The organism is Solitalea canadensis DSM 3403, assembly GCF_000242635.2.
Lineage (GTDB): Bacteria > Bacteroidota > Bacteroidia > Sphingobacteriales > Sphingobacteriaceae > Solitalea > Solitalea canadensis.
Map to the genome: position 1 here is coordinate 127898 of NC_017770.1, position 25379 is coordinate 153276.

Here is a 25379-nt window from a genome sequence, read left to right on the forward strand (position 1 = left end):
TTTTAGGCGTGAGTAGTTGATGCTACTTGTACGTATTAGTAGTGTATTAGTCATAACACAACCAATAAAAGGCCCTGCCTTTAAATGTATTATATGAAATCGGGAAACAACGAGGAAAAGATTGTCCGGTCATTTTATCATCCTGAAATAGAGTTTGAAGTTAAAAACGAACTCTATCTGGAGTTATCTCAGACTGTAAGCACCGACGAAGATCGACGGGCTACAGAACCTTTGTTTGAAAAAATTTGCACCAAGATTGCGGTAGATGAAAAACTGCACCGACGGACTAAGATTATCCGTATGGTAAAATACATTGGTACAAGAGCAGCCATTCTTGTAGCAGGTATGTTAATTTATGTATTAGCCATTCAGCCTAATCTTAAAAAGGAGGTGGCCGAATTTAAATTTATTGCTCCCGGTAAGTCAATTACACAGACCATCCTTCCTGATGGATCGTCCATCTTTCTGAATGCAAACTCCGAACTAACCTATAAACTGGACCCTTCTAATAAACTGAGAGAAGTTTTTTTGAAAGGAGAAGGCTGGTTTAAAGTGGCTAAAATGCCGCATACTCCATTTATTGTACATACATCTAAGTACAGTGTGGCTGTTCACGGAACCACATTTAATGTAAAAGCATATCCCGGTAGCAAGAATGTAGTTACCACCTTACAAGAGGGTTCAATTGAAATTATCCCTAATGAAGGTGTAAATATTAAACCGGTTATGCTAACTCCCGGAGAGCAATTCAGCTATAATACGGTATCGGCCAAGTCGACATTGCTCCGTGTTGATTCAGAAGTCGCTTCGGTTTGGAAAGAATCTGAAATACGATTTGAGAATAAAAAGTTCAGTGAGCTGTTAAGCATTCTGGAGAGTCGGTATAATGTTCAGTTTATCGTTAAGGATTCATCATTACTTAATTACCACTATGACGGAAGCATCCGTAACGAAAACATTATTCAGGTACTTAACCTGATCAAAGAAACATTGCCGATTAAGTATCAGCTGGTAAACAACAACATTATCTTAATAGAGAAACAATAAGGAAAGTGTTAATCAACCAAAAAAACCAATTGCTTATGAAGTAAAAAGAATTACCTACGTAACCATAAAAAAAGTGCCGAAAGAAAGGTCGAAGCGTCTCTCGGCACATAAGATCAACTTAAATGAAACTTTAGAATTAATCTTTAATTAAAGCTATGCAAAATAATATAAATACCTGCTTTAATATTCGAAAAGAGATAAAAAAAGCAGTGCTTAAGTGTATGCTGTTTATCTTGATGATAAGTGTTTTTTGTAATTCAGGGACAGCATTCGCTCAGTCGCAAAACGCACTTACACTCGATTTCGATAATGCTCAAATCACCGACGTATTTAAAGCTATCGAAACTAAAACTCCGTATCGTTTCTTCTATCAGCGTGAACAATTGGATGTCACAAGAAAAGTTACACTTCATGTAAAGAACTCATCCATACAAGAGGTCTTAAGTTCCTTGTTCCAAAACTCAGGAGTTAGCTATACTGTTCAGAAAGATAACCTGATTTTACTGAAAAATAGTTCAGCAACTAACAAAGCCGATAAACGCAAGGTTACCGGTATTGTAAGCGATAGCGAAGGTCTTCCGCTTCCGGCAGTTTCAATCGGAATGAAAGGCTCTTCAGCCGGAACCACTACTGATGCTAACGGACAGTACGAAATTTTAGTGCCTTCCAATGAAACGGTATTGATTTTTGCTTACCTGGGTATGGTTTCTCAGGAAATTACTGTGGGAACTAAAAACACCATCAATGTAAAACTTCAAAACAGTGCGGTTGGACTTAAAGAGGTGGTGGTTTCAGTAGGTTATGGATCGGTAAACAAGAAAGATGTTACCGGATCGGTTTCATCTATCAGCACTAAAGATTTTAACAAAGGAACAGTGGTTAACCCTGTTGATTTAATTCAGGGTCGATTACCAGGTATCAATGTAATAAATAATGGTGGTGAGCCAGGTGCCGGAGCTTCTGTTCGTATCCGTGGTTCCAATTCAGTAAGATCAGGTCAGGACCCGTTATACGTAATTGATGGTGTGCCTTTGGATATTACGGATGTTCAACCTTCGGGTGCAACAATTGCCGGAGCTGGAAGTAATGCTACCAAAAATCCGTTGAACTTCTTGAACCCTGATGATATTGAATCGATGGATGTATTGAAAGACGCATCTGCAACTGCTATCTACGGATCAAGGGGAGCTAATGGTGTTATCCTTATAACAACTAAAAAAGGAAAAGCAGGAAAGGGAACGCTTAACTATTCAGCAACAGGATCAGTTGGAGTTTTGCCTAAACAATTAAGCCTGTTAAACGCAGATGAGTTTAAAGCCTTCCGAACTTCAAGAGGAATTACTGGTGGAGATTATGGTGCCAACACCAACTGGCAGGATCAGATCTACAAAACTGCGTATACTCAAAATCATAATTTATCCTATGGCGGTGGTAATGATAAGGGCTCCTACAGGGCTTCGTTAAGTTACCTGGATCAGGAAGGTATTATCAAGAAAACCGGACTGGAGAAAATCACCGGACGTTTTAATGTTATCCAAAACCTTATCAATGATCGTTTACGTTTAGAAGCCAACTTAACAGCCGCAAGAACTCGCGATCAGCGTGTGCCTATTGGTGAAACAGGCGGTTATGAAGGTGATGTTATTCTGTCATCTTTAAAGCTTAATCCTACACTTCCGGTTTATAACCCTGATGGTTCATTTAACCAGATGAGTAAGGATGTTCGTAATCCATTAGCCATGATCGAGCTAACTAATGATAACAACCAAACGGACCGTATACTTGCTAATATTAATGGCTCGCTTGAGCTCATTAAAGGCTTAAAGTATAAGATCAATTTGGCGGCCGATCATTCTAATGCTTCCAGAAAAGTAACCCAAAATCATAATCTTATCTATTTGACAAATAAGGGAACGGTTGATATCAGCAACGTGTCATTATCGAGTAATCTGATTGAGAATTTCCTTACCTACGATTTTACTATAAATACCAATAATCGTTTCAATGTTTTATTGGGCCATTCTTATCAGCAGTTTAAAGTTCAATCGTACAAGTTGAGTGAGGATGGTTTTACGGTAAATGATTTTGATTACATCAATGACATGGGGTTAGGAAACTCTAAACAGGCAACTGTTAGCTCATCGATTGTTAAAAATGCACTTCAATCTTTTTTTGGTCGTGTTAATTACAGTTTAAATAGCAAGTACCTTGTAACTGCTACTGTAAGAGCCGACGGATCAACCAAATTTGGTGCGAATAATAAATACGGATATTTTCCTTCTGCTTCCTTTGCCTGGAAACTAAACGAAGAGGAATTCATCCAGAAGTTAAATGTTTTCAGTAGTCTGAAAATGCGATTAGGCTGGGGTATTACCGGTAACCAGGAAATCCCAAATAAGATTTCTCAAATGTTGTTGGGATCTTCTGCGGGTGCAATTTTGGACGGTTCAGCTAAAAACGTAATACAAGGGGTAACGCTTACTCGTACACCAAATCCCGATATCCGCTGGGAAAAAACGAATCAAATGAATGCCGGTCTGGACTTTGGATTTTTAAAAGGACGTATTTCCGGAACTATTGATGTGTTTGATAAAACTACCAGTGATGTGCTCTTAGAAGTGTATTCTGTAGCTCCGGCGCCAACCACACGCGTGTGGACCAATGTGTCGGATATGAAAATCAGAAATAAGGGTATCGAACTTACCTTAAACGGAATTCTTGTAGATAAGAAAGGGTTTACCTGGGATGCCGGAGTAAACTTTACAACCGTTAAGAACAACGTTTCTGGCTTACCAATGAGTCAGATTACTACCGGATCGCCAAGCGGACCTGGTATCACGGGTTATTCTTCGCAGATAATTAAGAATGGCGAGTCGATCGGAACATTCTGGGGACGTAAATTCACGGGCTTTGATGAGCTTGGCAATAGCGTGTTTGAGAAGGATGCCAATGGAGTTGAAACTCAGCAATCGCTGGGATCAGCTCTACCTAAGTTTACCTATGGCTTTAACTCAAGCTTAAGCTACAGAGGATTAGATTTTAATATGGCATTTAACGGTGTATACGGCAATAAGGTTTATAACAACGTTGCTAACATCATGAATCAAAACACACTGATTGCAAAAGAATGGAACGCATCTAAAGAGGCTGGTCAAACTACTGAAAACTATAACGGTACATTAACGTATAGCAGTCGTTTTATTGAAGACGGATCTTTCCTGCGTTTGTCAAATGCTACATTAGGATATACAGTTAATGTGAGTAATATCAAGTGGTTAAGTAAGTTGAGGTTTAGCGTAACGGGTAACAACCTGTTCATTATCACGGATTATTCAGGTTACGATCCGGAGGTTAATGCAGATCATTCTTCGGGAGGTGTTCCTTCTATCGGTATCGATTGGACTACCTATCCTAAAGCGCGTACGGTTGTTTTCGGAGTTAATGTTGAATTCTAATCTTAATTGAAAAGTAACATGAAAAAAATATATATACTGATTAGTGCATTTGTGATAGCAACGTCATCTTGCTCTGTAGACGAGGAGATTTTAGACGAGGTTAATGGCAATAATGTTGTTTCTGACAGTAAGAATGTAGAAATGATTGTTGCCCCGGCTTATGCCTACCTGAGAGATTTACAGAATCGTTCAGGAGTTTGGGGAACGCTGGAATCGGTAACGGATGAATTGGCCTGGCCTGCCAGAGGTTCTGACTGGGTGAGCCCGGATTTACAGACATTATTTACGCATGATTACGCACCTACCAATACGTACGTGCGCAATACGTGGAATAGTTTCATGCTGGGAATAACACGTTGTAATGTTGCATTACAATATTTGAACGCCTCTCCAAAGTCAGAAATAACAGAAGGCTACATTGCAGAAGTGAAGTTTATTAGGGCACTTTGCATGTTTAAGTTAACCGACAACTTTGGTAAATTCCCTTTCAGAGAATATACCGAAACGGATTACTCAAAAGTGCCGGTTACCCTGACTCGTGAGCAAGCTGTTGAACGTATTATCAAAGAGCTTAATGAAATTATTCCTGTATTAAAAAATAAGGCAGATGTTCCTTACGGGAGAGTTTCGAAAGCTGCTGCTCAAATGTTGTTGGCTAACGTTTACCTTAATCACGAGGTTTATACAGGAAAAACTAAATGGGCTGAAACGATTAAGGCATGTGATGATATCATCAATTCAGGACAATATCAGATTGCTGATGATTATTGGGGCTTGTTCCAATATGATAATGCGAAGTATTTACATAGCACAGAGTCTATATTGTCAGTTATTTATGATGAGACCAACGGATTAACTGGTTCGGTATGGATTCCGATTACCTTGCATTACAACCAAAAGTTCGGAAACTTTACCGGTTTGTGGAACGGTTGCTGTACCACGCCTACGTTTGTAGATACATGGGATGTTAATGATAAACGTTTTAGCGATAAACGGTTGATTAGTCAGTTGGGCTTTAACCAGGGCTTTTTGATCGGTCAGCAATATTCGCCGGCTGGTGTTGCGTTGAAAACGCGTACCGGAGAACCTTTGATTTTTACGAAAGAGTTCAGTATCAAAAACTCAAAAGAAGAGCAAGGTGTACGTGTGGTAAAATTTGCACCTAATCCATCAACCACCAATACCAGTAATGCAGGTAATGATTATCCTTTCTATCGCTTATCGGATACTTATTTGATGAGAGCTGAAGCTAAATTCAGAGCTGGTGATGAAGCAGGAGCTTTGGTTGATATCAATTACTTGCGAAATACGAAAAGAGGTCAACCTGCTTATACAACATTAGATTTGGACAAGATCTTGAACGAGCGTGGATATGAATTGTATTGGGAAGGAAATCGTCGTACGGATCTGGTGCGTTTCAAGAAATACACGGCACCTCGCGCTGAGAAGAATTTTGTAACACCTGATTATAAAATCCTCTTGCCAATTCCTTTAAGTGCTATTGAAGCCAACTCAACCCTAACTCAAAATCCGGGTTATTAAGAGCTTTGTAACCCACGGCCCAAAGTGGTCGTGGGTTATTCTTAACAAAGGCTTTGTGTTCTATAAAGCATTTTTTAAATCATTAAATGATTATTTATGAAGAAGTTATTTGCTGCGCTATTGTTAATAGTGTTTTCGGCTCCGCTTTTTTCACAATCACTGAAACCTGTTCCGAAATGGTTACAATCAGCCATCTTTTATCAGATTTATCCACAGAGTTTTCAGGATACTGATGGCGATGGAATTGGTGATATCAATGGAATTATCCAGCGATTAGATTATATCAAATGGTTGGGTTGTAATGCGATCTGGATTAACCCTTGCTTTGAATCTCCATTTTTTGATGCCGGTTACGATGTTACCAACTTTTATAAAGTGGCCCCACGCTACGGATCTAACGATGACCTGAAAAACTTATTCACTGAAGCGCATAAGCGCGGTATTAAAGTTTGCCTAGACCTTGTTGCCGGACATTCATCCGATCAACATCCCTGGTTTAAGGCATCTCAACAAAAGGAAAAAAATGAATTTTCCGATCGGTACATCTGGACGAGTGATTCTACGTTAAAACCTGCCAAATTCGTATCAGGCGTATTTGAGCGAAATGGCACCTATCGTAAGAATTTTTTTGATTGTCAGCCGGCATTAAACTATGGTTATGGTAAACCTGATCCTAAAAATCCATGGGAACAGCCTGTTACGGCTGCTGGTCCCCAAAAGACTAAAGAAGAGTTGATGCGAATTATGGACTTTTGGATGGATATGGGTGCCGATGGGTTCAGGGTAGACATGGCGGGTTCGCTTATAAAGAATGATCCGGGATTGCGTGCCACCAATAAGCTATGGAAAGAAATCCGCTCACACTTCCAGTCAAAATATCAGGAAGGCATATTAATAGCAGAGTGGGGCGATCCATCTAAATCCATCAAAGCCAATTTTATGATGGATTTTCTCATCCATTTACGAAATACCGCTTACAGCTCAATGTTCTTTAATAAAGAAGGAGTGTACGCACATGATACCTGTTACTTTAGTTTGGCCGGCAACGGTTCTCCGTTAAACTTTATCAAAATTTATGAACAACAGTTAAGCGATGTAGAAAACAAAGGCTTTTTATGCCTGCCAACAGCTAACCATGATTTTCAACGCCCTGCAAGTGGCGACAGAAATACTATGGCACAACTGAAAGCAGCCATGACCTTTTTCCTTACCTTACCAAGTGTTCCATTGGTTTATTATGGAGACGAAATAGGGATGAAATACATAAATGGTTTACCCAATAAGGAAGGAAGTGTGTTAACGAAAGGAAATCGTGCAGGCTCCCGCACTCCGATGCAATGGGATAAGAGTAGCGGAGCAGGGTTTTCCTCAGCTGTAGCAGATCAGTTTTATTTGCCTTTAGATAGTTCTTCAAACCGACCCAATGTAGAAACACAAAAAAGTGATTCCACATCCTTACTTCATTTTACCCGAAAGTTGCTTGCGATAAGAGTTGATGCAGCTGCACTGCAAACAAATACCGAGCTGAAATTTTACAACACTCCTGGTAATCTTTACCCATTGGTTTATCATCGAAGGATAAATAAAGAAGAGTATCTTGTGGTGATAAATCCGTCAGGGAAAAAGCAGCGCATCAATATAACCAAGAAGTCCAAACGCATTACTCCAGTAATAGCAGAAGGTATCCAGGTGAATGTTAATGGTAAAAACGAAATTGCCATAATTACTGACGCTACAGCTTATGGAATATTTAAAATCAACTAATCTAACTACAATGTTCAGGTATATTTTATGCGTTATTATCGCAACCTTATTTATTAATGGGAGTGCTGTTGCTCAAATAGATCCGTGGATAGTTAAGGCTGATAAAATCGATCCGTCCAACTACTATGGAGTTTCCATCGCCAATGGTATGGTCGGAATTACATCATCGCCCGAGCCTTTAAAAATGAAGAGTATAGTGCTTGCCGGAGCTTACGACCTATATGGTCGCGGAAGGGTAAGTAACTTTATTAATAGCATTAATCTGCTCAATATGAGTTTGTCGATAGATGGTCGGACCGTTTCGGCAAGTACGATTAAAAATTTCCAACAGCAGTTGGATATGAAGCACGGAAGGTTTTCCGCTTCATTTGAGTTGGAAGATAAAGCCAAAGTCAGTTATACTTACTACGCACTCCGTCATTTACCCTATTCGGTAATGGTTGATGTTGCTATTACAGCGCTAAAGGACATCGAAATTAATGCTTCAAACGTAATGGAAACTCCTGATGCTCTTAAGGATGTTCAAAACTATTACAATGAAATTGTTCGTTCTCATGTGGCAATAAAGCTGTTAACCTCCACAGCAAAAAGTCCGACGGGCAAATTTGATATTGCTGCATCAACTACATTTTTATTTGAAGAAGATAAACAGCAACAACCGGATGTCATACATGCAATGTATGATAACAATAAACATAGCATGCGTTTTAGTAAAAAGTTGAATGCAGGCTCAATTTATGATTATGCTGTTGCCGGGGCTACTCTTACTTCAGCACATCATCCTGATCCGCTTAATGAAGTAGAGCGATTAACCATTTTTGCCAAAATGCAAGGGAGAGATCGCTTGATCAATCATCATAATAAAGCATGGGACGACCTTTGGCAAAGTGATATCCTAATTGAAGGTGATGAACAAGCTCAACAAGATGTAAGGAGCATGCTTTATCACCTGTATGCCTTTTCTCGTGAAGGGTCGGGTATGTCATTATCCCCAATGGGCTTATCGGGATTAGGGTATAACGGTCACGTATTTTGGGATACCGATATCTGGATGATGCCACCATTATTGCTCTTACATCCTGAAATTGCCGAATCATTAATTGATTACCGATTTAAGCGACTCGAAGCAGCGAAGCATAATGCTTTTTCGCACGGTTACAAAGGCGCTATGTATCCATGGGAAAGTGCCCAATCGGGAGCAGAAGAAACGCCGGTTTGGGCATTGAGTGGTCCGTTTGAACACCACATAACCGGTTGTGTAGCTTTTGCTGCATGGAATTATTACTGCGCAACCCAAGATGTACAGTGGTTAAAAACAAAAGGCTGGCCGATTATTGAGGCTACCGCCGATTTTTGGACCAGCCGTGTTGAGCTAAATGATAAAGGTGAATATGAGATTAAAAATGTAGTAGCTGCTGATGAATGGGCTGAAAATGTAGATAATAATGCATTTACGAATGCGGTGGCAAAGGCAAATCTTGAAATAGCTGCAACCGCCGCAAAAATGGTAGGCCAAAAGGAAAATCCGGAGTGGATGAAAATTGCACAACGCATTCCTATTCTTAAGTTTCCGGATGGGGTTACCCGCGAACATGCAACCTATAATGGTGAGACCATTAAACAAGCGGATGTGAACTTGCTGGCTTTCCCGCTTAAGACAATAACCGATGCTGCTCAAATTGAGAAAGATCTTGTCTATTATCAATCGCGTGTACCTGTTTCTGGTACACCTGCTATGACGCAGGCTATTTTCTCCTTGTTATATGCACGTTTAGGTAAATCCGATCAGGCTCTTCATTATTTTAAAGATGCCTATGAGCCTAATTTAAATCCACCGTTCAGAGTAATTGCCGAAACAAAAGGAGGTACTAATCCTTACTTTGCTACAGGGGCGGGAGGTGTATTGCAAGCAGTTATGATGGGCTTTGGAGGCTTGGATATAACTACAAAAGGTATACAACAGGTAAAAAGTAAATTACCTGATCACTGGAAATCATTAACCATACAAGGTGTTGGTCCACAGAAGAAAACATATAAAGTGATTAATTCGAAATAAGAAACGAACACCCCGATTAAAATCCGGGGTGTTTTGTTTTTGGTATTTGGCTTTCTTTTTTATTCAGAACAAGTGTTGTGGTTTTTTACAAATAATTAAATAAGTAAACAAGCAGGATAAAAGTTTAATTTTGGCGACTGATATTTCCTTGCATGCTCCACATAAAAACAGTAATCATAGAAGATGAACCGGCTATCAGAAAAGAGTTAGAATGGTTGGTCTCTCAAGAAAAAACGTTAAAACTGGAGGCAATCGCCACTTCTGTAGCGAATGCGCTCCAAATCATAAAAAACACTAAGCCCGACTTAGTGTTGATGGATATTCAATTAGCCGACGGCACAGCATTCGATATCTTAAGTCAACTGGAAGAACCCGATTTTCATATCATTTTCATCACAGCTTTTAATCATTTTGCCATAAAAGCCATTAAATATGGTGCATTGGATTATTTGTTAAAACCGATCGATAATGAAGAGTTTTCGCTGGCTATTCAAAAGCTGAATAAAATTGAACAGTCCGATTATCGGCATCAGATCAATGTTTTAAAGGAATATGGCTCGACTAAGTCAGTTGATATGAATTCGAATATCTGTATTACTTCATTGGATTGTCTGCAGATGATCCGCTTAAATGAAATAGTCTATCTCTCTGGCGACGGTTCTTACACGCAGATACATCTTGAAAACAACAAAAAGGTAACTGCATCTAAACCATTAAAATATTATGAAGAGCTCCTGCCAGATGATTACTTTATCCGAACACATCAATCTTATATCGTGAACAAAAACTTTATTGATAAATACATGCGAATAGGAGTTTTGGTGATGAAAGACCTTTCGGAAATTCCGGTAGCTACACGTAGGAAAGACTTTATTTTAGAACAATTAAGTCCCTTGAAATAATGAGCAGACCATTTGTGTTTTTGTTGCTGGTACTAATGGCTTCTTGTCGGCCTCAAACTGATAAATCAGTCGCTACACCTAAAGAACTGCTGAAAAAATTAGCAACTATCAACGATAGCCTCGATCAAAATAAACAAATCGACAAACCTGCTTTTTGGACAAGCCAACTTAAACAAAAGAACTTTTCTGAAAGCAATCCAAGTTTAGCCTATATTCACTATCAGTTATCTAAAAGCCTGGCAAGATCAAACGCCGGAAAGGCCAAATACCATATCAATGTAGCTTTAGATTTGATCGAAAGGGAAAAGGAATTTGATGAGCTGAAGTTTACGATTTATAATGGTGCAGGAATGATTGCAGAAGCTGAAGGCAAGTTCTATCAGGCGGTTTATTATTTTAATAAATCAGCTGCTATAATAATGAACGATGATTCGCTTCAAAGCAAGCCGGTGTCAAAAGTGATCTGCCTTCTTAATGCTGCCCAGGATAACAATAAAATAAGCCAGCATCCCAAAGCTATTCAGCAAAATAAGCTCGCACTGAAAATTTTAAAAACAATGCCGGATGGGATTGATATGCATTATTTCAGGGCTTACTCGCAGTTGTTTACGGCTTATACTGAAAGTGGAACTTATAATGCGGATTCTTTGCTTTTCTATCTGAAACAACTGAGGGTTATTGCAGAAAGAACTGAAGATCCCATGCAGTTACGTTTTACCAATGAGCATACAGCCTATTATTATTTAATGGCCAATCAATATAATCAGTCCATACATTATTATAAATTGGTTAAGGAGTATGATACAGAAAGTTTATCGGATAACCCCGGAAAACCAAACCGTATAAGGAATGTATACATCACTTTGGCCAACCTGATCGATCTGTATGTTCAAACTAAACAGTTTCCCGAAGCGATAAACTTAATAAAGGAGGCGGATAAGCTGGAGTGTGATAATGGCCAAGCACTTTCCTTTTATGAGAAAAGCTTGAATAAGCGAGCCAAAATGAATTATTATTTTGCCATTGGCAATGTTCATTATGCCCAGAAAGAAGCAGAAGAACTATCGGAACTGAAAGATAATATACTCAAAAATTCGGGCATTCAGGCTACCGAAGAGATGGCTACCATTTATCAGTTGCAGTCGAAAGATCGTTCGATCAATACCCTTAACCGAACCATAAATTATACCACACAGCGACTTGAAAACAATAAATTGCTGTTATTGATCATCGGATTGCTGGCGCTACTGGCTATTTCGTGGGCACTATTGTTTTATTTTATTCAGCGGCAAAAAAGGCAAAAGCAGGAGAAAGAAAAAATATTACTGCAACAGCAATTGTTAAGAACACAAATGGAGCCGCATTTTATTTTTAATACCTTATCAGCGTTGCAAAGTTTTATACGATTTGATGAAAAGGATAAATCCATAAAATACCTTAGTCAGTTTAGTAAATTACTTCGAAGCAGCTTAGAACTCAGCAGACAAAACTATGTTCCGCTTGATGAAGAGTTGGATGCCATAGAAAATTACCTGAGTTTACAACAGATGCGCTTCGAATACTCCTTCAGCTACAAGATACTGACACCAGAAACAGATCTGTCGGCACTATTGGTTCCGCCGATGCTAATTCAACCATTTGTTGAAAATGCCATTATTCATGGGATGGCTAATCAGGTTAACAAAGGTCAGATATTGCTGGAAATTCAGCTTAATGAACGTCAATTATTGGTAAAGATCGTTGATAATGGAAAAGGTATAGGAACAACCCCGAATGAAAAAGCTAATCATAAATCGCTATCAGGCACAATTGCCAAGGAACGTCTGGAGATTTTAGCGAAGGAAAACAAAATGAGGGCCAATGTGGAAATAGATTCAAACAAGGGTGGCACCAGTGTGTTACTTACACTTCCAGTCAAAAATCTTTAGCCTTTATACAGATATAAACTAATTTCCGGCGAATAACCGGTAATCCCCTGCGAATTTAGATCGACTAAAATTCGCAGGGGATTTTTTTGAGGTTTGTATCAATGATTAAATTTTGACCCCAGCATGTTCAATAGAAATCTTTTGTATTACGCGTTCGTCGTACTGTTGACGATACCCTTTAATGTCAGTGCACAGAAAAATATAAAACCCTATTTAGGATACTATCGAGCTTCGGGAGGAACACACTTGCTTTTAGAAGAAGATAATACCTTTTGCATCATTGCTTATGCTACATTTATCAAAGGCTTTTGGAGTATGGAAAAGGGCCGAATTGTGGTAACGCCTAAAAATCCAACACATTGTTTTGAGTTGTTGGGCAGGTATAATCCAACTATAAAGGAAGGTTTTAAAATTATGTTTAAAGGTTTTTCGGAGGAAGATACCTTTTTAGGCAAAGCTGGTTCGGATTCGATGCAAAGGGTGTTTAACAAGAATCCGAATTGCTTTGACAATCCTTACGTCTATCAATTTAAAGAGAATACATCACGCATTTCTTTTGTCGATGTAATTTCTGAGGCTCATATTGACTATAACCGTAGAAATACCTATACATTCCCTTTAGGTCAGCATAATGATTTCATTGCTGTTTATCACGATCCCGGGCAATACTATGATGAGATGATTTTCACTATTGCACAGGTTTCAGGTAAAATTATCCTAAACGGTTCTAATGTTTTCCATAAACTACCGATGGATGAGCGATTAAAGAAGGAAATGAGAGAAATTAAGGAAATGGCTAAGCAAGAGGGGGATATAAATAGTGTGTATTGTAATCCTTCATACAATGTTTTTGATGAGACCGCAATGAGCATCGAAGATAATTTTTCTTTTGATACCGCCAAGAATGCTTTTATCTCAAAATTCAATTATGTAGAAGGAGAGGAGCTTCATCCTGAACTCAAAGAAGACGCCTATCATAGCATAGGAGTGCTGTACAAGTATGACAAAATACTGCCGGCAACCATCGCTTTAATACCATTTAAAATAATAGAAAAAAGTCTTTTTATAGCTAAATGTGCTGGCGAAGAATAAAATATTGAGAAGCTTTGTGAATAACTAAATGCATTATACGATTTAAAAATAAATCAAGCTTTAACTAATATTAATGCATTGTGAGATTTGATTTTACATATTCATTGAACTGTGTTTATTGCACTATTAGACTTTTTTTGAGTTGTTTTAAATCGCACCTTCCGATGAAGAATCAATCCGCATTATTCTTATTTGAGTTTCTTGTTAAAAAAATCAATGGTACGTTGCCACGCTAGCGCTGCTGCATCTTTATCATATCGAGGTGTTGTATCGTTATGAAAGCCGTGGTTTGCGTTCGCATACATGTAAACCGTGTACTCTTTGTTATTCTCTTTTAATGCTTTTTCATAGGCTGGCCAACCTTCGTTAACACGTGTATCCAATTCCGCATAGTGTAAGAGAAGGGGAGCCTTTATTTTTGGAACGTCTTCCGTTTGCGGCTGACCTCCATAAAAAGGTACGGCCGCAGCCAAATCAGGGATGCGTACTGCCATCATATTTGAAATCCATCCACCAAAACAAAAACCAACAACGCCAATTTTTCCATTACAGTCGGGGTGATTTTTCAAATAATCAAATGCGGCAATAAAATCTTCCAGCATTTCATTCCTGTCGCGTTTACTTTGTAGTTCCCGACCTTTATCGTCATTGCCTGGGTAGCCACCCAATGGAGTTAACGCATCAGGAGCAATCGAAATAAATCCTGCCAGCGCGGCTCTTCTTGCCACATCCTCAATATATGGATTTAATCCCCGATTTTCATGAACAACAATAACACCTCCCAACTTGCTTTTCGCATCCGTAGGTTTTGATAATAGGGCTTTGATTGCACCTCCTCCTTTGGGAGACTGATACGTTATATATTCTGATGTTAATCGAGGATCATCCGGTTGAATTTGAATGGCACTATAATCAGGCATAATGAAACTCATGAGCGACGCTACCGTAATACCGCCGACTGCATAAGCAGAGAGCTTTTGAATAAACTCGCGCCTGTTAACCCGGTTGTGTGCGTAATCATCATAAAGATCAAAAACTTCTTGTTTGATGTCTTCTTTTTTGATTCCATTCATGTTAGTCATTCCTACGTTTTTCTAAATATAAACAAATGATGCATTCTCAGTTGTCATTAAATTAGTAAGAAGAATAAAGGTGTAATGTCATTAAGTAAAAAAATGGTTTTTAAACACTTGTTAATCAAATGTTTGATTTAAATTTAGAAACGCTTTATAAATAAAATTAACTTTCTAAACCATGAATGCTCTCGATGAAAAGCATTAAATTAGTATAAACTGTTGTGCAAATGATTTCACATTTGTGAATGTAAAGCATAAATTATCATAAAAGCAAAAATCGCCTTGTATAGTTCGGAAGAGATGATTTATGTATTTGCACCAACTGCGGGAGAACTATACGAAGCGACGGCATTTTTTGCTTACTTTTTTTTGCTGAAGAAAAAAAGTAAGTCCCGCTGAAGGCGGCGAAAGTGAATATCTCTTAAAATTGGATTCAATGAATTTAGGAGACATGTAATAGATTGTAGTTGTTGATGTTATGAAATTATGGTCATGCTAAAAACCAGGCGATGAAAAAAGTAATGCAAATAGTAACCTTGTCATTGTTCAGCCTTTATTTGCTGGCACTCGTCGCATGTTATAAAAAAAATAAAGCACCTACAGATGCAGCAATAAATGCAATGAACCTTAAGCGAGGTAAAATACCAATTTGCGGTCCGGCCGATAAGCAATTTGGGGCTGTAGGTTTTATAACATCCTGTTCTGATAAAACACAAGTCGAGTTTGATCTTGCGATGGCGCTCCTTCATTCTTTTGAATACGATGAAGCCGAGAAGGCCTTTGCAAAAGTTATCGATAAAACACCCGATTGTGCTATGGCCTATTGGGGAGTCGCTATGAGTAATTATCATCCGCTGTGGGCTCCTCCTTCCGAAACCGAACTACAGAAAGGTGCCAAAGCTGTTGCCATCGCACAATCAATTCAACAAAAATCTAAAAGAGAAGCCGATTATATTAATGCCATCGCTATGTTCTATAAGGATTGGGATAAAGCAGATCATCGTACGCGTGCCATCCGTTATGAAAAAGCAATGGAAAAGCTCTATAAAGAATTTCCGGAAGATAAAGAGGCAGCCTTATTTTATGCATTAGCGCTAACGGCAGCAGCCGATCCTGCTGATAAATCATTCAAAAATCAAAAACAAGCGGGAGCACTTTTAAATGCACTTTATGCAAATGAACCCAATCATCCTGGTGTGGTACATTACATTATCCACGCTTTTGATTCACCTGAATTGGCTGAACTTGCATTGCCTGCAGCTCGAAAATATGCAGCTATTGCGCCTTCCTCGGCACATGCCCTACACATGCCTTCGCATATTTTTACCCGGTTAGGACTTTGGGATGAAAGCATCCGTTCCAATCTTGCATCTGTTTCTTCTGCTCAATGTTATGCAGAGCAAACCGGAATAAAAGGACATTGGGATGAGGAGCTTCACGGACTTGATTATCTCGTGTATGCTTACCTTCAGAAAGGGCAAAATGAACTGGCAATGAAACAATGGAATTACCTTAAAACAATGAATGAAGTTCATCCGGTTAATTTTAAGGTGGCGTATGCATTTGCTTCCATTCCATCGCGTTATTTATTGGAAAACAAAATGTGGGTAGAAGCGGCCAGCCTCAAAACACTTCATCCTAATCTTCATTGGGACGAATATCCGTGGCAAAAAGCAATTGTTCACTTTACCCGGGTGCTTGGTTCCGTTCATACGGACAATTTTACTACTGCCGAAACGGAGTTGAAAAACCTGAGAAATTGTTATGATACGCTGGTGGCTCAAAAAGATGCATACAAGGCAAATGAAGTGCTGATACAGGTAAAAACTGCAGAAGCATGGCTGTTATTTAAACAGTCAAAATTACCCGAAGCTTTAGCACAGATGTACACAGCCGCCGATATGGAAGATGGCACGGAAAAACACCCGGTTACTCCCGGAGAAGTGTTGCCGGCTCGAGAATTACTGGGGGATATGTTGTTACAAATGAATAAACCGCAAGAAGCTTTAAAAGCTTATGAAGCCGATTTAAAAAGACATCATAACAGATTTAATGGTTTGTACGGAGCAGGACTAGCAGCCGAAAAATCAAATAATCCAGAAAAAGCAAAATATTATTACCAGCAATTGACCAACATTGCTAATGCTACTGATTCGAAAAGACGGGAACTGGATGGTGCCAAATTGTATTTAAATAGGATGGATGTTGCGGGTCTTTAGCTCTTTTATTTATTGTTCAGGAAATTATGCTTTCTGCTTGAGTGCTAAATTTGGGCGAAATATCACTTTATTAGGCCCAATACTTCATTACTTTTTATTAGAGGATTCCTCTTTATTGGCAAGTTGATCATTAATTTTTTGCCTTACTACTTCCCATTCATCGTCTAAAATGCTGTAATAGGCTGCATTTCTTGAATCACCATTTGATTTAATCCTGTCTTTCCTTAGAATACCTTCAAATTGTCCGCCAATTTTTTCAATAGCTTTTCGCGAGCGTAAATTAGTGGCATCCGTTTTCAACTGCACTCGTCTTGTTTTCAGCACTTCAAAACAATGGGTCAGTAATAATAATTTACATTCTAAATTTATAGTCGTTCCCCAATACCTAGTTATTAACCAAGTCCAGCCAATTTCTAGTTTCTTATCAAGGGGAAAGATTTCAAAGAATCTGGTCGATCCGATAAACTCACCTGTCTCTTTATGATAAATTATAAAAGGATATTGCCTGCCCTTGTCTCTTTCTGTTAATGAAAAAGAATAGGCAGCTTCAAAAATGTCCTTCTGAGAGCAGTCTGTAGGGATCAGTTCCCATAGTTTTTTATCCGAAGCCGCGGTAAATAACTTTTCAAAGTGTTCTTTTTCTAATGGAATTAAGTCAACGGTATTTCCTTTTAATATGGTTGGATGATTTATCCATTGTTCGTTCATAGTTGTGCAGTTTATTTAGGGTTTATCGCTAACACTAAAATATTGGCAATTGTTTGTTATTCAAAATGCTCATCTTTTTTATTAAGCATAAAAGAACATAACACCTCAAACGGGAGTTTTACTCAAAGGAAAATATTATTATAATTCTGAAAAAATGAGTAATTTATAATAGAAACATTTATCGGAAAATGTTGTAACACTTTATCCTTAGCAATTCGTAGCTGAATGTTTATCCAAGTTCTCATCAGTCTTGCAATAATTGCAGCAACTATTTTTATTCATGGGGTAGGCACCTCATTGTGGTTGAGTTATTTCTTGCGAAAGTATAATACGCAGAATCAGACGATCAGGTTTGCTAAATTCATGAGAATACTCTCGCTTACCGCAATCATTCTGATGCTGTTACACTATATGGAGATTGCACTATGGGCAGCGGTTTATTTTGTAATACCGGAGCTTTCTCAATTGGGTACATGGGAAGAGGCGATCTATTTTTCGATGATTACTTACACAACTGTAGGGTATGGAGATATAACACTTCCTGCCATTTGGAGGGTTATGAGTGGTTTTGAAGCGATGAATGGAATACTTTTGTTTGGTTGGTCGACAGCAATGTTTTATGCAGTAGCACAGCGAATGATGATAATAAATAAAACAAGAAATACTAACGATCAGGATTAAAAATGGCGAGTACTAAAAGTTAATTCAAATTTATCAGGGTTGATAATCTGATATGAAACAAAAAGAGCTTCTACCGATCGTAGAAGCTCTTTTTGTAGTAACAGTTTTGCTCTATAGGATTAAGCTAAACAAATTTCCGGATGTTCATCATATACCCTAAATGAAGGCCTTCGTGATAATTGTTAAAGTCAAAAGCGTCTTTTAAGGTAGTTAAATGAAATCCAGTGCCTGTAAGTCGCTCATTAAATGTGACAAATTTAGCATTGGCAAAGTCCGTTTCTGTTTTTTCAATTAGCGAAATTAGGAGTTCTTTCAATTCCTTTACTTCACTTTCGGTGGTCTGTCCGGTAGGTTTTGTTCCCGATTTATAAAGGTTAATTAATTCATCAGAAATGTATCCCTCCAAACCTGATAATTTATAGATCAACGATTGCTGGGCAACTATTACATGGCCAATATTCCAAATCAGATTATTATTAAATCCTTCCGGAATTTTATTTAGCTGATCAAGGGTGTATTTCTCAAAAAAATCCAAATACAGGTTTCTGCTTGTTTTCCAAATTTTGAAGGTGGAATTCATGTTGTGTGTTTCTTTTTTTATGTGTGGTAATGTACAAAGTCATTCTTTCGGGCATGAAAGAAATGCGCTTAATTGCTAGTGAGACTAAAGTAAGGCAATTGCATTTAAGAATCAAGTTAGCGCTAATTACTACATCATCACCTCACATATACTTATCGTTCAACTACCAATTATTCAATGATCATCCAATTTACTAATAATTCATTTTTTGCTATTTAAAGTCAGTTTTTCTGTGCTAATCTCCACTCAAAACGGCTGAAAAAGATGGCAAATGATGTACTGATGTAGAAGGGTTTTTTTTATGCATCAAACAAATCTTCATTCATATTAGCGGCTCAATCAAATTTTTTTCAACCAAATTATCGCAATTATGAGAAGATTATTTACCAACTTTTTAGCTGGAATATTCCTCTGTTTCATTTTTCTTAATACGGTAACTGCACAAAGTGTAGTTAAGGTAAAAGGGAGGGTAACTGACGAAATAGGTATTGGCTTACCTGCAGTAAGTGTTACTGTGAAGGGAACATCCCGGGGAACACAAACTACTGTTGACGGAGATTATTCAATTGAAGTAGAAGAAGGGAAAACACTTGTGTTTTCGTTTCTTGGTTTCCAAACTAAAGAGGTTACCATTAAGCAACAAACCGTTGTTAATATTCAATTGAACGAAGTTCAAACGGTCTTAAATCAAGTGGTGGTAGTGGGTTATGGTACCCAAAAGAAAAGGGATTTAACCGGGTCAATAACTTCAATAAAGGGATCGGAAATAGCCAAACAGCCCTTGACTAACCCTATATCCTCACTGCAAGGTAAAGTAGCCGGTTTAACCATCGTCAACAATGGTAGTGCCGGAGCCTCTCCAACGGTTCGTATCCGTGGAGTAAACAGTACAGGAAACTCGGACCCACTATATGTGGTAGACGGGGTATTTCAATCCAATATTGATTACCTGAACCCTGCTGATATTGAAACCATCGAAGTTTTACGTGACCCATCATCTATTGCCATCTTTGGATTACAGGGAGGTAACGGCGTTATTATTGTAACTACTAAAAGAGCTCCTAACGGCGAAACTCGTGTAACCTTTCATTCAACTGTGGGTATGCAGCGTCTTACCAATAAGATTGGCATTACTGATGCGGCAGGTTTTAAAAAGCTATACACAGCCCAATTGGTTAATTTGGGTGCAGCTCCTTTCGACTACACCAATTATAGCGCAGACACCAAATGGCAGGATATGATTTTCCAGGATGCGCTGATTAATACCAATAGCCTAAGTTTTTCAAATAATGGGGAAAAAACCACCACCTATTTAAATCTTGGTTATAGTACACAAAATGGTGTATTAAAATATAATAACTATCAGAAATACAATGTTCGTCTTAATGAGGAAATTAAACTCAATAGAAATCTAAAAATAGGGGGAGATATAACAGGGTTCTATTGGAATCAGAGCGCTCCGGCAGCTGATATCAACAATGCCTTATGGGCCGCTCCAATCGTGCCAGCTCAGGAAGATGAAAATACGTACTACAGTATGCCATCTTTCCAAAGGGCCCAGGTAGGAAATCCTCTGGCTCGCTTAAACGGTGGAACTGATAATAACATAAATAATGGGTATCGTGCTATAGGTAACTTGTTTGGAGAAATCAAGTTCCTGGAGAAATTCACGTGGAAATCTTCGGTAAATACCGATTTAGGCTTTAACAGTAGTCGGGGCTACAGTCCGTTGCCTTATCAGTATATAAACTTAGGGGAAAACTCCAATGCAACTACGACCACTTTTGATCAATCGGTAAGAACCGGTGTAAATCAAAGCAAGGCTGAATATAGAAAGTTTCAGCAAGACCATACTTTATCCTATAATACCACCCTTGATAATTCACATAAGCTAACAGCCTTGGCTGGTTTTTCAACACTTAACATCAGCCGAGATGACGTTTGGGGAAATCGTAGCGATACAACCTTAAGTGTTCCACGTGAACGCGATTTCTGGTACGTTGGTGCTGTTAATGCTGCCAATCCTGGAAGTTATGGTGGTGGTGGAGGAGTAGAAGCTTATATGTCATTATTAGGCAGAGTAAGTTACTCTTATAAAGATAAATACCTGGTTAACGTAAGTTACCGTAGAGATGGCGCGTCGAAGTTTGCTCCTGAGAACAGATGGGGTAATTTCGGTAGTTTGGGATTAGGCTGGGTTGCTTCGGAAGAGGGTTTCTTGAAGAAACTTAAAGGTATTGATTTCTTAAAGTTTCGGGCATCATGGGGTACTGTAGGTAATGCAATGAGTGCTCCTGCTTTTGCTTACCTTCCTGGTCTTACGAATGCAGGTGTAGGAGTGTTTGGTGATCATGTGTACACTTCGGTGGCTCCGTCTTATATTCCTGATCCTAACCTGCATTGGGAAAAGGTACGTGGTATTGATATAGGGGTGGATTTACGTACGTTAAGTAACAGGTTAAGTGCTGAGGTTACCTTATATGACCGGAAAACCAGTGATCTTTTAACTTATATTACATTACCCAACTCTACCCAGTCCTATTTTACTAACCTTGGAAGCATTGACAACAGAGGAGTGGAGATCAGCCTGTCATGGGAAGATAAAATCGGCAGTGATTTTACCTATAGCATTAACCCTAATTTTAGTTATAACAAAAACGAAGTGGAGTCAATTGGTAACGATATTAATTTCCAGTTGATTGGTAACGGAGGGATTAATTTAACTGAAACCGGAAGGTCTGTTGGTTATTTCTATGGATATAAACAGGTGGGTATTTACCAAACGGCTGCCGATCTGGCCAAAATGCCGCATATGCAAAATTCACAACCAGGTGACATTGCTTATGAAGATATTAATGGCGATGGGGTAATTACCAATAAAGACAGAACCTATTTAGGCACTCCATTCCCTACAATGAATTACGGTCTTAACCTCTCTTGTTCCTACAAGAACTTTGATGCCATGATTGAAGGGCAGGGAGTTGCAGGCAATAAAGTATATACGCAACGCCGTACTTCAACCTTTGCAGTACTGAATTACGAAAGCAACAGGTTAAATGCATGGAACGGTCCGGGCACCAGCAATGTTGAGCCTATCCTGGATAATACCAGGGCTAATAATTACCTGCCGAGCACTTATTATTTAGAATCCGGTGATTATTTACGCTTGCGCACCCTGCAGATAGGTTACACGCTGGGCCCTGAAAAATTAAGCAGAATAGGACTTCAAAGATTGAGAGTATTTGTAAGTGGCCAGAATATAAAAACCTGGAGTAAAACCACAGGTTACACACCTGAAGCACCAATTAGTGATGTGTTAGGTGGAGGTGCCGATAATGGTACCTATCCTTTACCGGCAATCTACTCTTTGGGTGTTAATGTGACTTTTTAATTTATTGATCAATTATTATAAAATGAACTTATTCAACAAAACATATAAAAGAAACAGTGCAGTTTTTTTGATGGTTGCTTTTGTTTCTTTACTGGGAGCTTGTTCAAGCGATTTTTTAGATCGCGTTCCCCAAGGAAGTTATACCTCAGGAAATTTCCCTTATCCTAATGGCGGAGGCCCGTATGATCAGTATATAAACTCAGCTTATGGTAGCTTAAGAGAATGGAATATTTCCGTGTTTCCGTTTATGGCGGCTGTTAGCGTAAGAAGTGATGATGCAGATAAAGGAAGCACGCCGGCCGACGGTCCGTCTGTATTGCAAATGGACAATTTTACCATATTGCCGAGTAATGATTTGGCGAACGGTTTATGGGTTGGTCATTACAATGTGATCAATAACTGCAACATTGTATTAAATCAGATTTCAACTGATGAAAATAAGGAAGTAGCTTCGGCTGTAAAGCTTCAGGCTGAAGCAGAGGCAAGGTTTCTACGAGGGTACGCTTATTTTATGATGGTGCGTCTATTCGGAAGAGTGCCTATTATCGATAAGGTTTCATCGGGTGGGTCAGCTAATAATATTCAGCAAAGTGAACCTGCGGCTATATATGCACTCATTGAAAGTGATTTGCAGTTTGCAGCAGCCAATTTGCCATTTAGCTGGGATGCTAAATTTATTGGTCGTGCTACTCGGGGAGCTGCCAATGGTTTGTTAGCCAAAGTGTATTTAACCCAGAAAAAATGGGCTCCGGCGATGAATACTGCCGAAATAGTGATCAACTCCAACCAATATGATCTGTCTACACCCTATGACAAGATCTTTAGCGAGAGCGGTGAGAATAGCCGGGAGTCTGTTTTTGAGATTCAGGCAACCGCCAACCCGACCAATCCGACTATCTATGGTGTGCAATACGCCAATGTGCAAGGAGTAAGGGGGACAGGTTCGTGGGATTTAGGCTGGGGCTTTAATGTGCCAAGCACAAATTTGGAAGCTGCTTATGAAGCAAATGACCCTCGCAAAGAAAGGACTATTTTATATTCGGGGGGGACCTCAGTTTATGGGGAACAAGTACCTTCTGGTCTTCCGAATCCTCGCTATAACCATAAAGTATATTCTAATCCGTCTATTAGAGCCGCTATTGGAAATCGGTTTGGCTGGTGGATGAATGTACGTGTTTTACGTTTTGCCGATGTAGTATTAATGTATGCTGAGGCAGCTAATGAACTAGGAAAAACCACAGAAGCACTGGAGAAATTAGAGATGGTTCGTGCCAGGGCCAGAAACGGTAATAATGGCATTTTACCACAAGTTACCACTACCGATCAGATGGAGTTGCGAACAGCCATTCGTCAGGAAAGAAGAGTTGAGCTGGGTATGGAACACGATCGTTTCTTTGATTTGGTACGCTGGGGCATTGCTGCTTCAACGCTTCAGGCTGCTGGTAAAAACTTTAACAACAATCGCGACAATCTTTTACCAATACCACAAACACAGATCGATATTAGTAAGGGTGTACTTACCCAAAATCCTGGTTATTAATTATAGTTATATAGTAAAGGAAAATGAAATTATCACAATTATATACAAACAGATGGATGCTATGTTTAGCATTGGCTGCAACAACTTTGTCATCATGTAAAAAAGATGATAATCCTAATGGATTACCTGAGGTTTCACCGGAGGATTATGTAGGTAAGGTTGATGGATATGGCAGCTCCGATGAGGTGTATGAGAAAAACCTGGTGGCTTACTGGAGCTTTGATGATACAAAAAATGAAAAAATAAGTGGTATTGCACCAACCTCCTCTGCCAATGATGCACTTGTTCCTAACGGTGTAAGAGGAAAAGCCTTGAGTCTTAATGCTGGTTGGATATATTATGGCTCCCAGTTTGCAAATTTTAAAACGGAAGCATTAAAAAGCTTTACCGTAAGTGCATGGGTACAGGTGTTGAACAATGGCTCAAAAAAAACCTTACCATTTACCATATCAAGACCGGGTATTTATCAGGGTAATGTAAACCTTGTTCTTGAAACTAACTCCAAACCGGCAACTGATTTGGATAATTTAATAGTTAAGGCAGTTTATACTGATTTGAATGGTAATACGCAAGATAACCTTAATGCTCCTTGGCTGAGTTCGTATAAATCACCAAAACTGGGAGCTGACAAATGGACACATTTGGTGATCACCTATGATGCCGCCGCCAATAATATCCAAATTTGGGCTGATGGAGTTAAAATAGGTACTACTGATTATCAAAACAGGGGAACTAACTATTTTAAATCATGGGAACAAAATGAAGTAATTATAGGTTCCAATTACAACAGTATACCAGGCAAAGAGGTAAATGCAAATACTGAATTTGCCCCAATGACTGGTAAAATTGATGAAATAAGAGTCTATAATGCAGTGGTAGATGATGCTCATATCAAAACCCTCTTTAACTTGGGTGTTGCTAATAAATAATACCCCTAAACCAAACACACAGTTGCTGTTTTACGGCAACTGTGTGTAATTTATTTTAATTGATGTGAAAATGATTGCCGTAGTAATCGTTGTGTATATTTTATAATTATTGTCCTTAAGAAAGGGTTATTAATGGTGTTACATCTCACGAATGAAAATCAATTGTTTTTCAAGCTGATCAATAAGAAAATAATTTGTTGTTTCTGCACGTTTGGGATTGGCCTGCTAAAGGTACTCTTTCTGTGCCGGGATTACAGCGCGTGCCCTTGAAAGCCTAACAGTTGGCTGATAAAAATATAAAATCGTTAAGTATAGTACAGTAGGATAAGCAGTTGAGTATACAATGGCCATTTCAGGAGCATGATAAATTCAGTACCAATAGTAGATTGTTAGAAACGAACGAAAAAATATAACGATTTGAAAGAAGGAGGATTTATTCCTGCTACTTAGATGAGGGATGTTATAAAGT

Annotated in this window: 16 protein-coding genes; 13 read left to right on the forward strand and 3 right to left on the reverse strand. The window is 38.8% G+C overall.

The window, feature by feature from the left end; genetic code table 11:
* Positions 1–93 precede the first annotated feature (93 nt).
* From SOLCA_RS22045 to SOLCA_RS00530, 8 genes are all read left to right on the forward strand, one after another.
* Positions 94–1047: a FecR family protein gene (locus SOLCA_RS22045; RefSeq protein WP_014678483.1), complete on the forward strand. Its 954-nt coding sequence runs from the start codon at positions 94–96 to the stop codon at positions 1045–1047.
* A gap of 155 nt (positions 1048–1202) precedes the next feature.
* Positions 1203–4502, forward strand: coding sequence for a TonB-dependent receptor (locus SOLCA_RS00500; RefSeq protein ID WP_014678484.1), 3300 nt, complete (start codon positions 1203–1205; stop codon positions 4500–4502).
* 18 nt (positions 4503–4520) lie between these two features.
* Positions 4521–6044, forward strand: a complete 1524-nt coding sequence (locus tag SOLCA_RS00505) for a RagB/SusD family nutrient uptake outer membrane protein (RefSeq protein ID WP_014678485.1) — start codon at positions 4521–4523, stop codon at positions 6042–6044.
* Positions 6045–6140: 96 nt separating this feature from the next.
* The gene (locus SOLCA_RS00510) at positions 6141–7808 is read left to right on the forward strand and encodes an alpha-amylase family glycosyl hydrolase (protein WP_014678486.1); all 1668 of its coding nucleotides are present in this window, start codon (positions 6141–6143) and stop codon (positions 7806–7808) included.
* The gene (locus tag SOLCA_RS00515) at positions 7786–9864 is read left to right on the forward strand and encodes a glycoside hydrolase family 65 protein (RefSeq protein WP_014678487.1); all 2079 of its coding nucleotides are present in this window, start codon (positions 7786–7788) and stop codon (positions 9862–9864) included. The genes SOLCA_RS00510 and SOLCA_RS00515 overlap by 23 nt, the downstream gene beginning before the upstream one ends.
* 152 nt (positions 9865–10016) lie before the next feature.
* Positions 10017–10766: a LytR/AlgR family response regulator transcription factor gene (locus SOLCA_RS00520; protein ID WP_014678488.1), complete on the forward strand. Its 750-nt coding sequence runs from the start codon at positions 10017–10019 to the stop codon at positions 10764–10766.
* Positions 10766–12694: a sensor histidine kinase gene (locus SOLCA_RS00525; protein WP_014678489.1), complete on the forward strand. Its 1929-nt coding sequence runs from the start codon at positions 10766–10768 to the stop codon at positions 12692–12694. The genes SOLCA_RS00520 and SOLCA_RS00525 overlap by 1 nt, the downstream gene beginning before the upstream one ends.
* 123 nt (positions 12695–12817) lie before the next feature.
* The gene (locus tag SOLCA_RS00530; RefSeq protein WP_014678490.1) at positions 12818–13786 is read left to right on the forward strand and encodes a hypothetical protein; all 969 of its coding nucleotides are present in this window, start codon (positions 12818–12820) and stop codon (positions 13784–13786) included.
* A 188-nt stretch (positions 13787–13974) separates the two neighbouring features.
* Here the strand turns inward: SOLCA_RS00530 and SOLCA_RS00535 are convergent, their stop codons facing one another.
* Positions 13975–14859, reverse strand: a complete 885-nt coding sequence (locus tag SOLCA_RS00535) for a dienelactone hydrolase family protein (protein ID WP_042479089.1) — start codon at positions 14857–14859, stop codon at positions 13975–13977.
* Between the two features lie 512 nt (positions 14860–15371).
* On the opposite strand from SOLCA_RS00535, the gene SOLCA_RS00540 reads away from it, so the two are divergent.
* Positions 15372–17081 carry a tetratricopeptide repeat protein gene (locus tag SOLCA_RS00540; protein ID WP_014678492.1) on the forward strand — a complete coding sequence of 570 codons (1710 nt, stop codon included), beginning with the start codon at positions 15372–15374 and terminating at the stop codon, positions 17079–17081.
* 87 nt (positions 17082–17168) lie between these two features.
* Here the strand turns inward: SOLCA_RS00540 and SOLCA_RS00545 are convergent, their stop codons facing one another.
* Positions 17169–17789: a GNAT family N-acetyltransferase gene (locus tag SOLCA_RS00545; RefSeq protein ID WP_014678493.1), complete on the reverse strand. Its 621-nt coding sequence runs from the start codon at positions 17787–17789 to the stop codon at positions 17169–17171.
* Between the two features lie 225 nt (positions 17790–18014).
* Here SOLCA_RS00545 and SOLCA_RS00550 point away from each other — a divergent pair, with 225 nt between their 5' ends.
* On the forward strand, positions 18015–18470 hold the full coding sequence (locus SOLCA_RS00550; protein WP_014678494.1) for a potassium channel family protein: 456 nt from the start codon (positions 18015–18017) through the stop codon (positions 18468–18470).
* Between the two features lie 124 nt (positions 18471–18594).
* On the opposite strand, the gene SOLCA_RS00555 is transcribed toward SOLCA_RS00550, so the two are convergent.
* Positions 18595–19050, reverse strand: a complete 456-nt coding sequence (locus tag SOLCA_RS00555; protein ID WP_014678495.1) for a DinB family protein — start codon at positions 19048–19050, stop codon at positions 18595–18597.
* A 370-nt stretch (positions 19051–19420) separates the two neighbouring features.
* On the opposite strand from SOLCA_RS00555, the gene SOLCA_RS00560 reads away from it, so the two are divergent.
* Genes SOLCA_RS00560 through SOLCA_RS00570 form a run of 3 tightly spaced genes read left to right on the forward strand, consistent with a single transcriptional unit; the run spans position 19421 to position 24910 of the window.
* Positions 19421–22441 (forward strand): SusC/RagA family TonB-linked outer membrane protein, encoded by a 3021-nt coding sequence (locus SOLCA_RS00560; protein WP_014678496.1) that lies wholly within the window; start codon positions 19421–19423, stop codon positions 22439–22441.
* A 22-nt stretch (positions 22442–22463) separates the two neighbouring features.
* Complete coding sequence (locus SOLCA_RS00565) at positions 22464–23981, forward strand: RagB/SusD family nutrient uptake outer membrane protein (protein ID WP_014678497.1); 1518 nt, start codon at positions 22464–22466, stop codon at positions 23979–23981.
* Positions 23982–24004: 23 nt separating this feature from the next.
* Positions 24005–24910 (forward strand): LamG-like jellyroll fold domain-containing protein, encoded by a 906-nt coding sequence (locus SOLCA_RS00570; protein WP_014678498.1) that lies wholly within the window; start codon positions 24005–24007, stop codon positions 24908–24910.
* Positions 24911–25379 lie beyond the last annotated feature (469 nt).

Excerpts from the sequence above, each read along its gene's own strand:
- SOLCA_RS22045 (WP_014678483.1), top strand. The coding sequence starts at position 94 with ATGAAATCGGGAAACAACGAGGAAAAGATTGTCCGGTCATTTTATCAT.
- SOLCA_RS00500 (WP_014678484.1), top strand. The coding sequence starts at position 1,203 with ATGCAAAATAATATAAATACCTGCTTTAATATTCGAAAAGAGATAAAA.
- SOLCA_RS00505 (WP_014678485.1), top strand. The coding sequence starts at position 4,521 with ATGAAAAAAATATATATACTGATTAGTGCATTTGTGATAGCAACGTCA.
- SOLCA_RS00510 (WP_014678486.1), top strand. The coding sequence starts at position 6,141 with ATGAAGAAGTTATTTGCTGCGCTATTGTTAATAGTGTTTTCGGCTCCG.
- SOLCA_RS00515 (WP_014678487.1), top strand. The coding sequence starts at position 7,786 with ATGGAATATTTAAAATCAACTAATCTAACTACAATGTTCAGGTATATT.
- SOLCA_RS00520 (WP_014678488.1), top strand. The coding sequence starts at position 10,017 with ATGCTCCACATAAAAACAGTAATCATAGAAGATGAACCGGCTATCAGA.
- SOLCA_RS00525 (WP_014678489.1), top strand. The coding sequence starts at position 10,766 with ATGAGCAGACCATTTGTGTTTTTGTTGCTGGTACTAATGGCTTCTTGT.
- SOLCA_RS00530 (WP_014678490.1), top strand. The coding sequence starts at position 12,818 with ATGTTCAATAGAAATCTTTTGTATTACGCGTTCGTCGTACTGTTGACG.
- SOLCA_RS00535 (WP_042479089.1), bottom strand. The coding sequence starts at position 14,859 with ATGAATGGAATCAAAAAAGAAGACATCAAACAAGAAGTTTTTGATCTT.
- SOLCA_RS00540 (WP_014678492.1), top strand. The coding sequence starts at position 15,372 with ATGAAAAAAGTAATGCAAATAGTAACCTTGTCATTGTTCAGCCTTTAT.
- SOLCA_RS00545 (WP_014678493.1), bottom strand. The coding sequence starts at position 17,789 with ATGAACGAACAATGGATAAATCATCCAACCATATTAAAAGGAAATACC.
- SOLCA_RS00550 (WP_014678494.1), top strand. The coding sequence starts at position 18,015 with ATGTTTATCCAAGTTCTCATCAGTCTTGCAATAATTGCAGCAACTATT.
- SOLCA_RS00555 (WP_014678495.1), bottom strand. The coding sequence starts at position 19,050 with ATGAATTCCACCTTCAAAATTTGGAAAACAAGCAGAAACCTGTATTTG.
- SOLCA_RS00560 (WP_014678496.1), top strand. The coding sequence starts at position 19,421 with ATGAGAAGATTATTTACCAACTTTTTAGCTGGAATATTCCTCTGTTTC.
- SOLCA_RS00565 (WP_014678497.1), top strand. The coding sequence starts at position 22,464 with ATGAACTTATTCAACAAAACATATAAAAGAAACAGTGCAGTTTTTTTG.
- SOLCA_RS00570 (WP_014678498.1), top strand. The coding sequence starts at position 24,005 with ATGAAATTATCACAATTATATACAAACAGATGGATGCTATGTTTAGCA.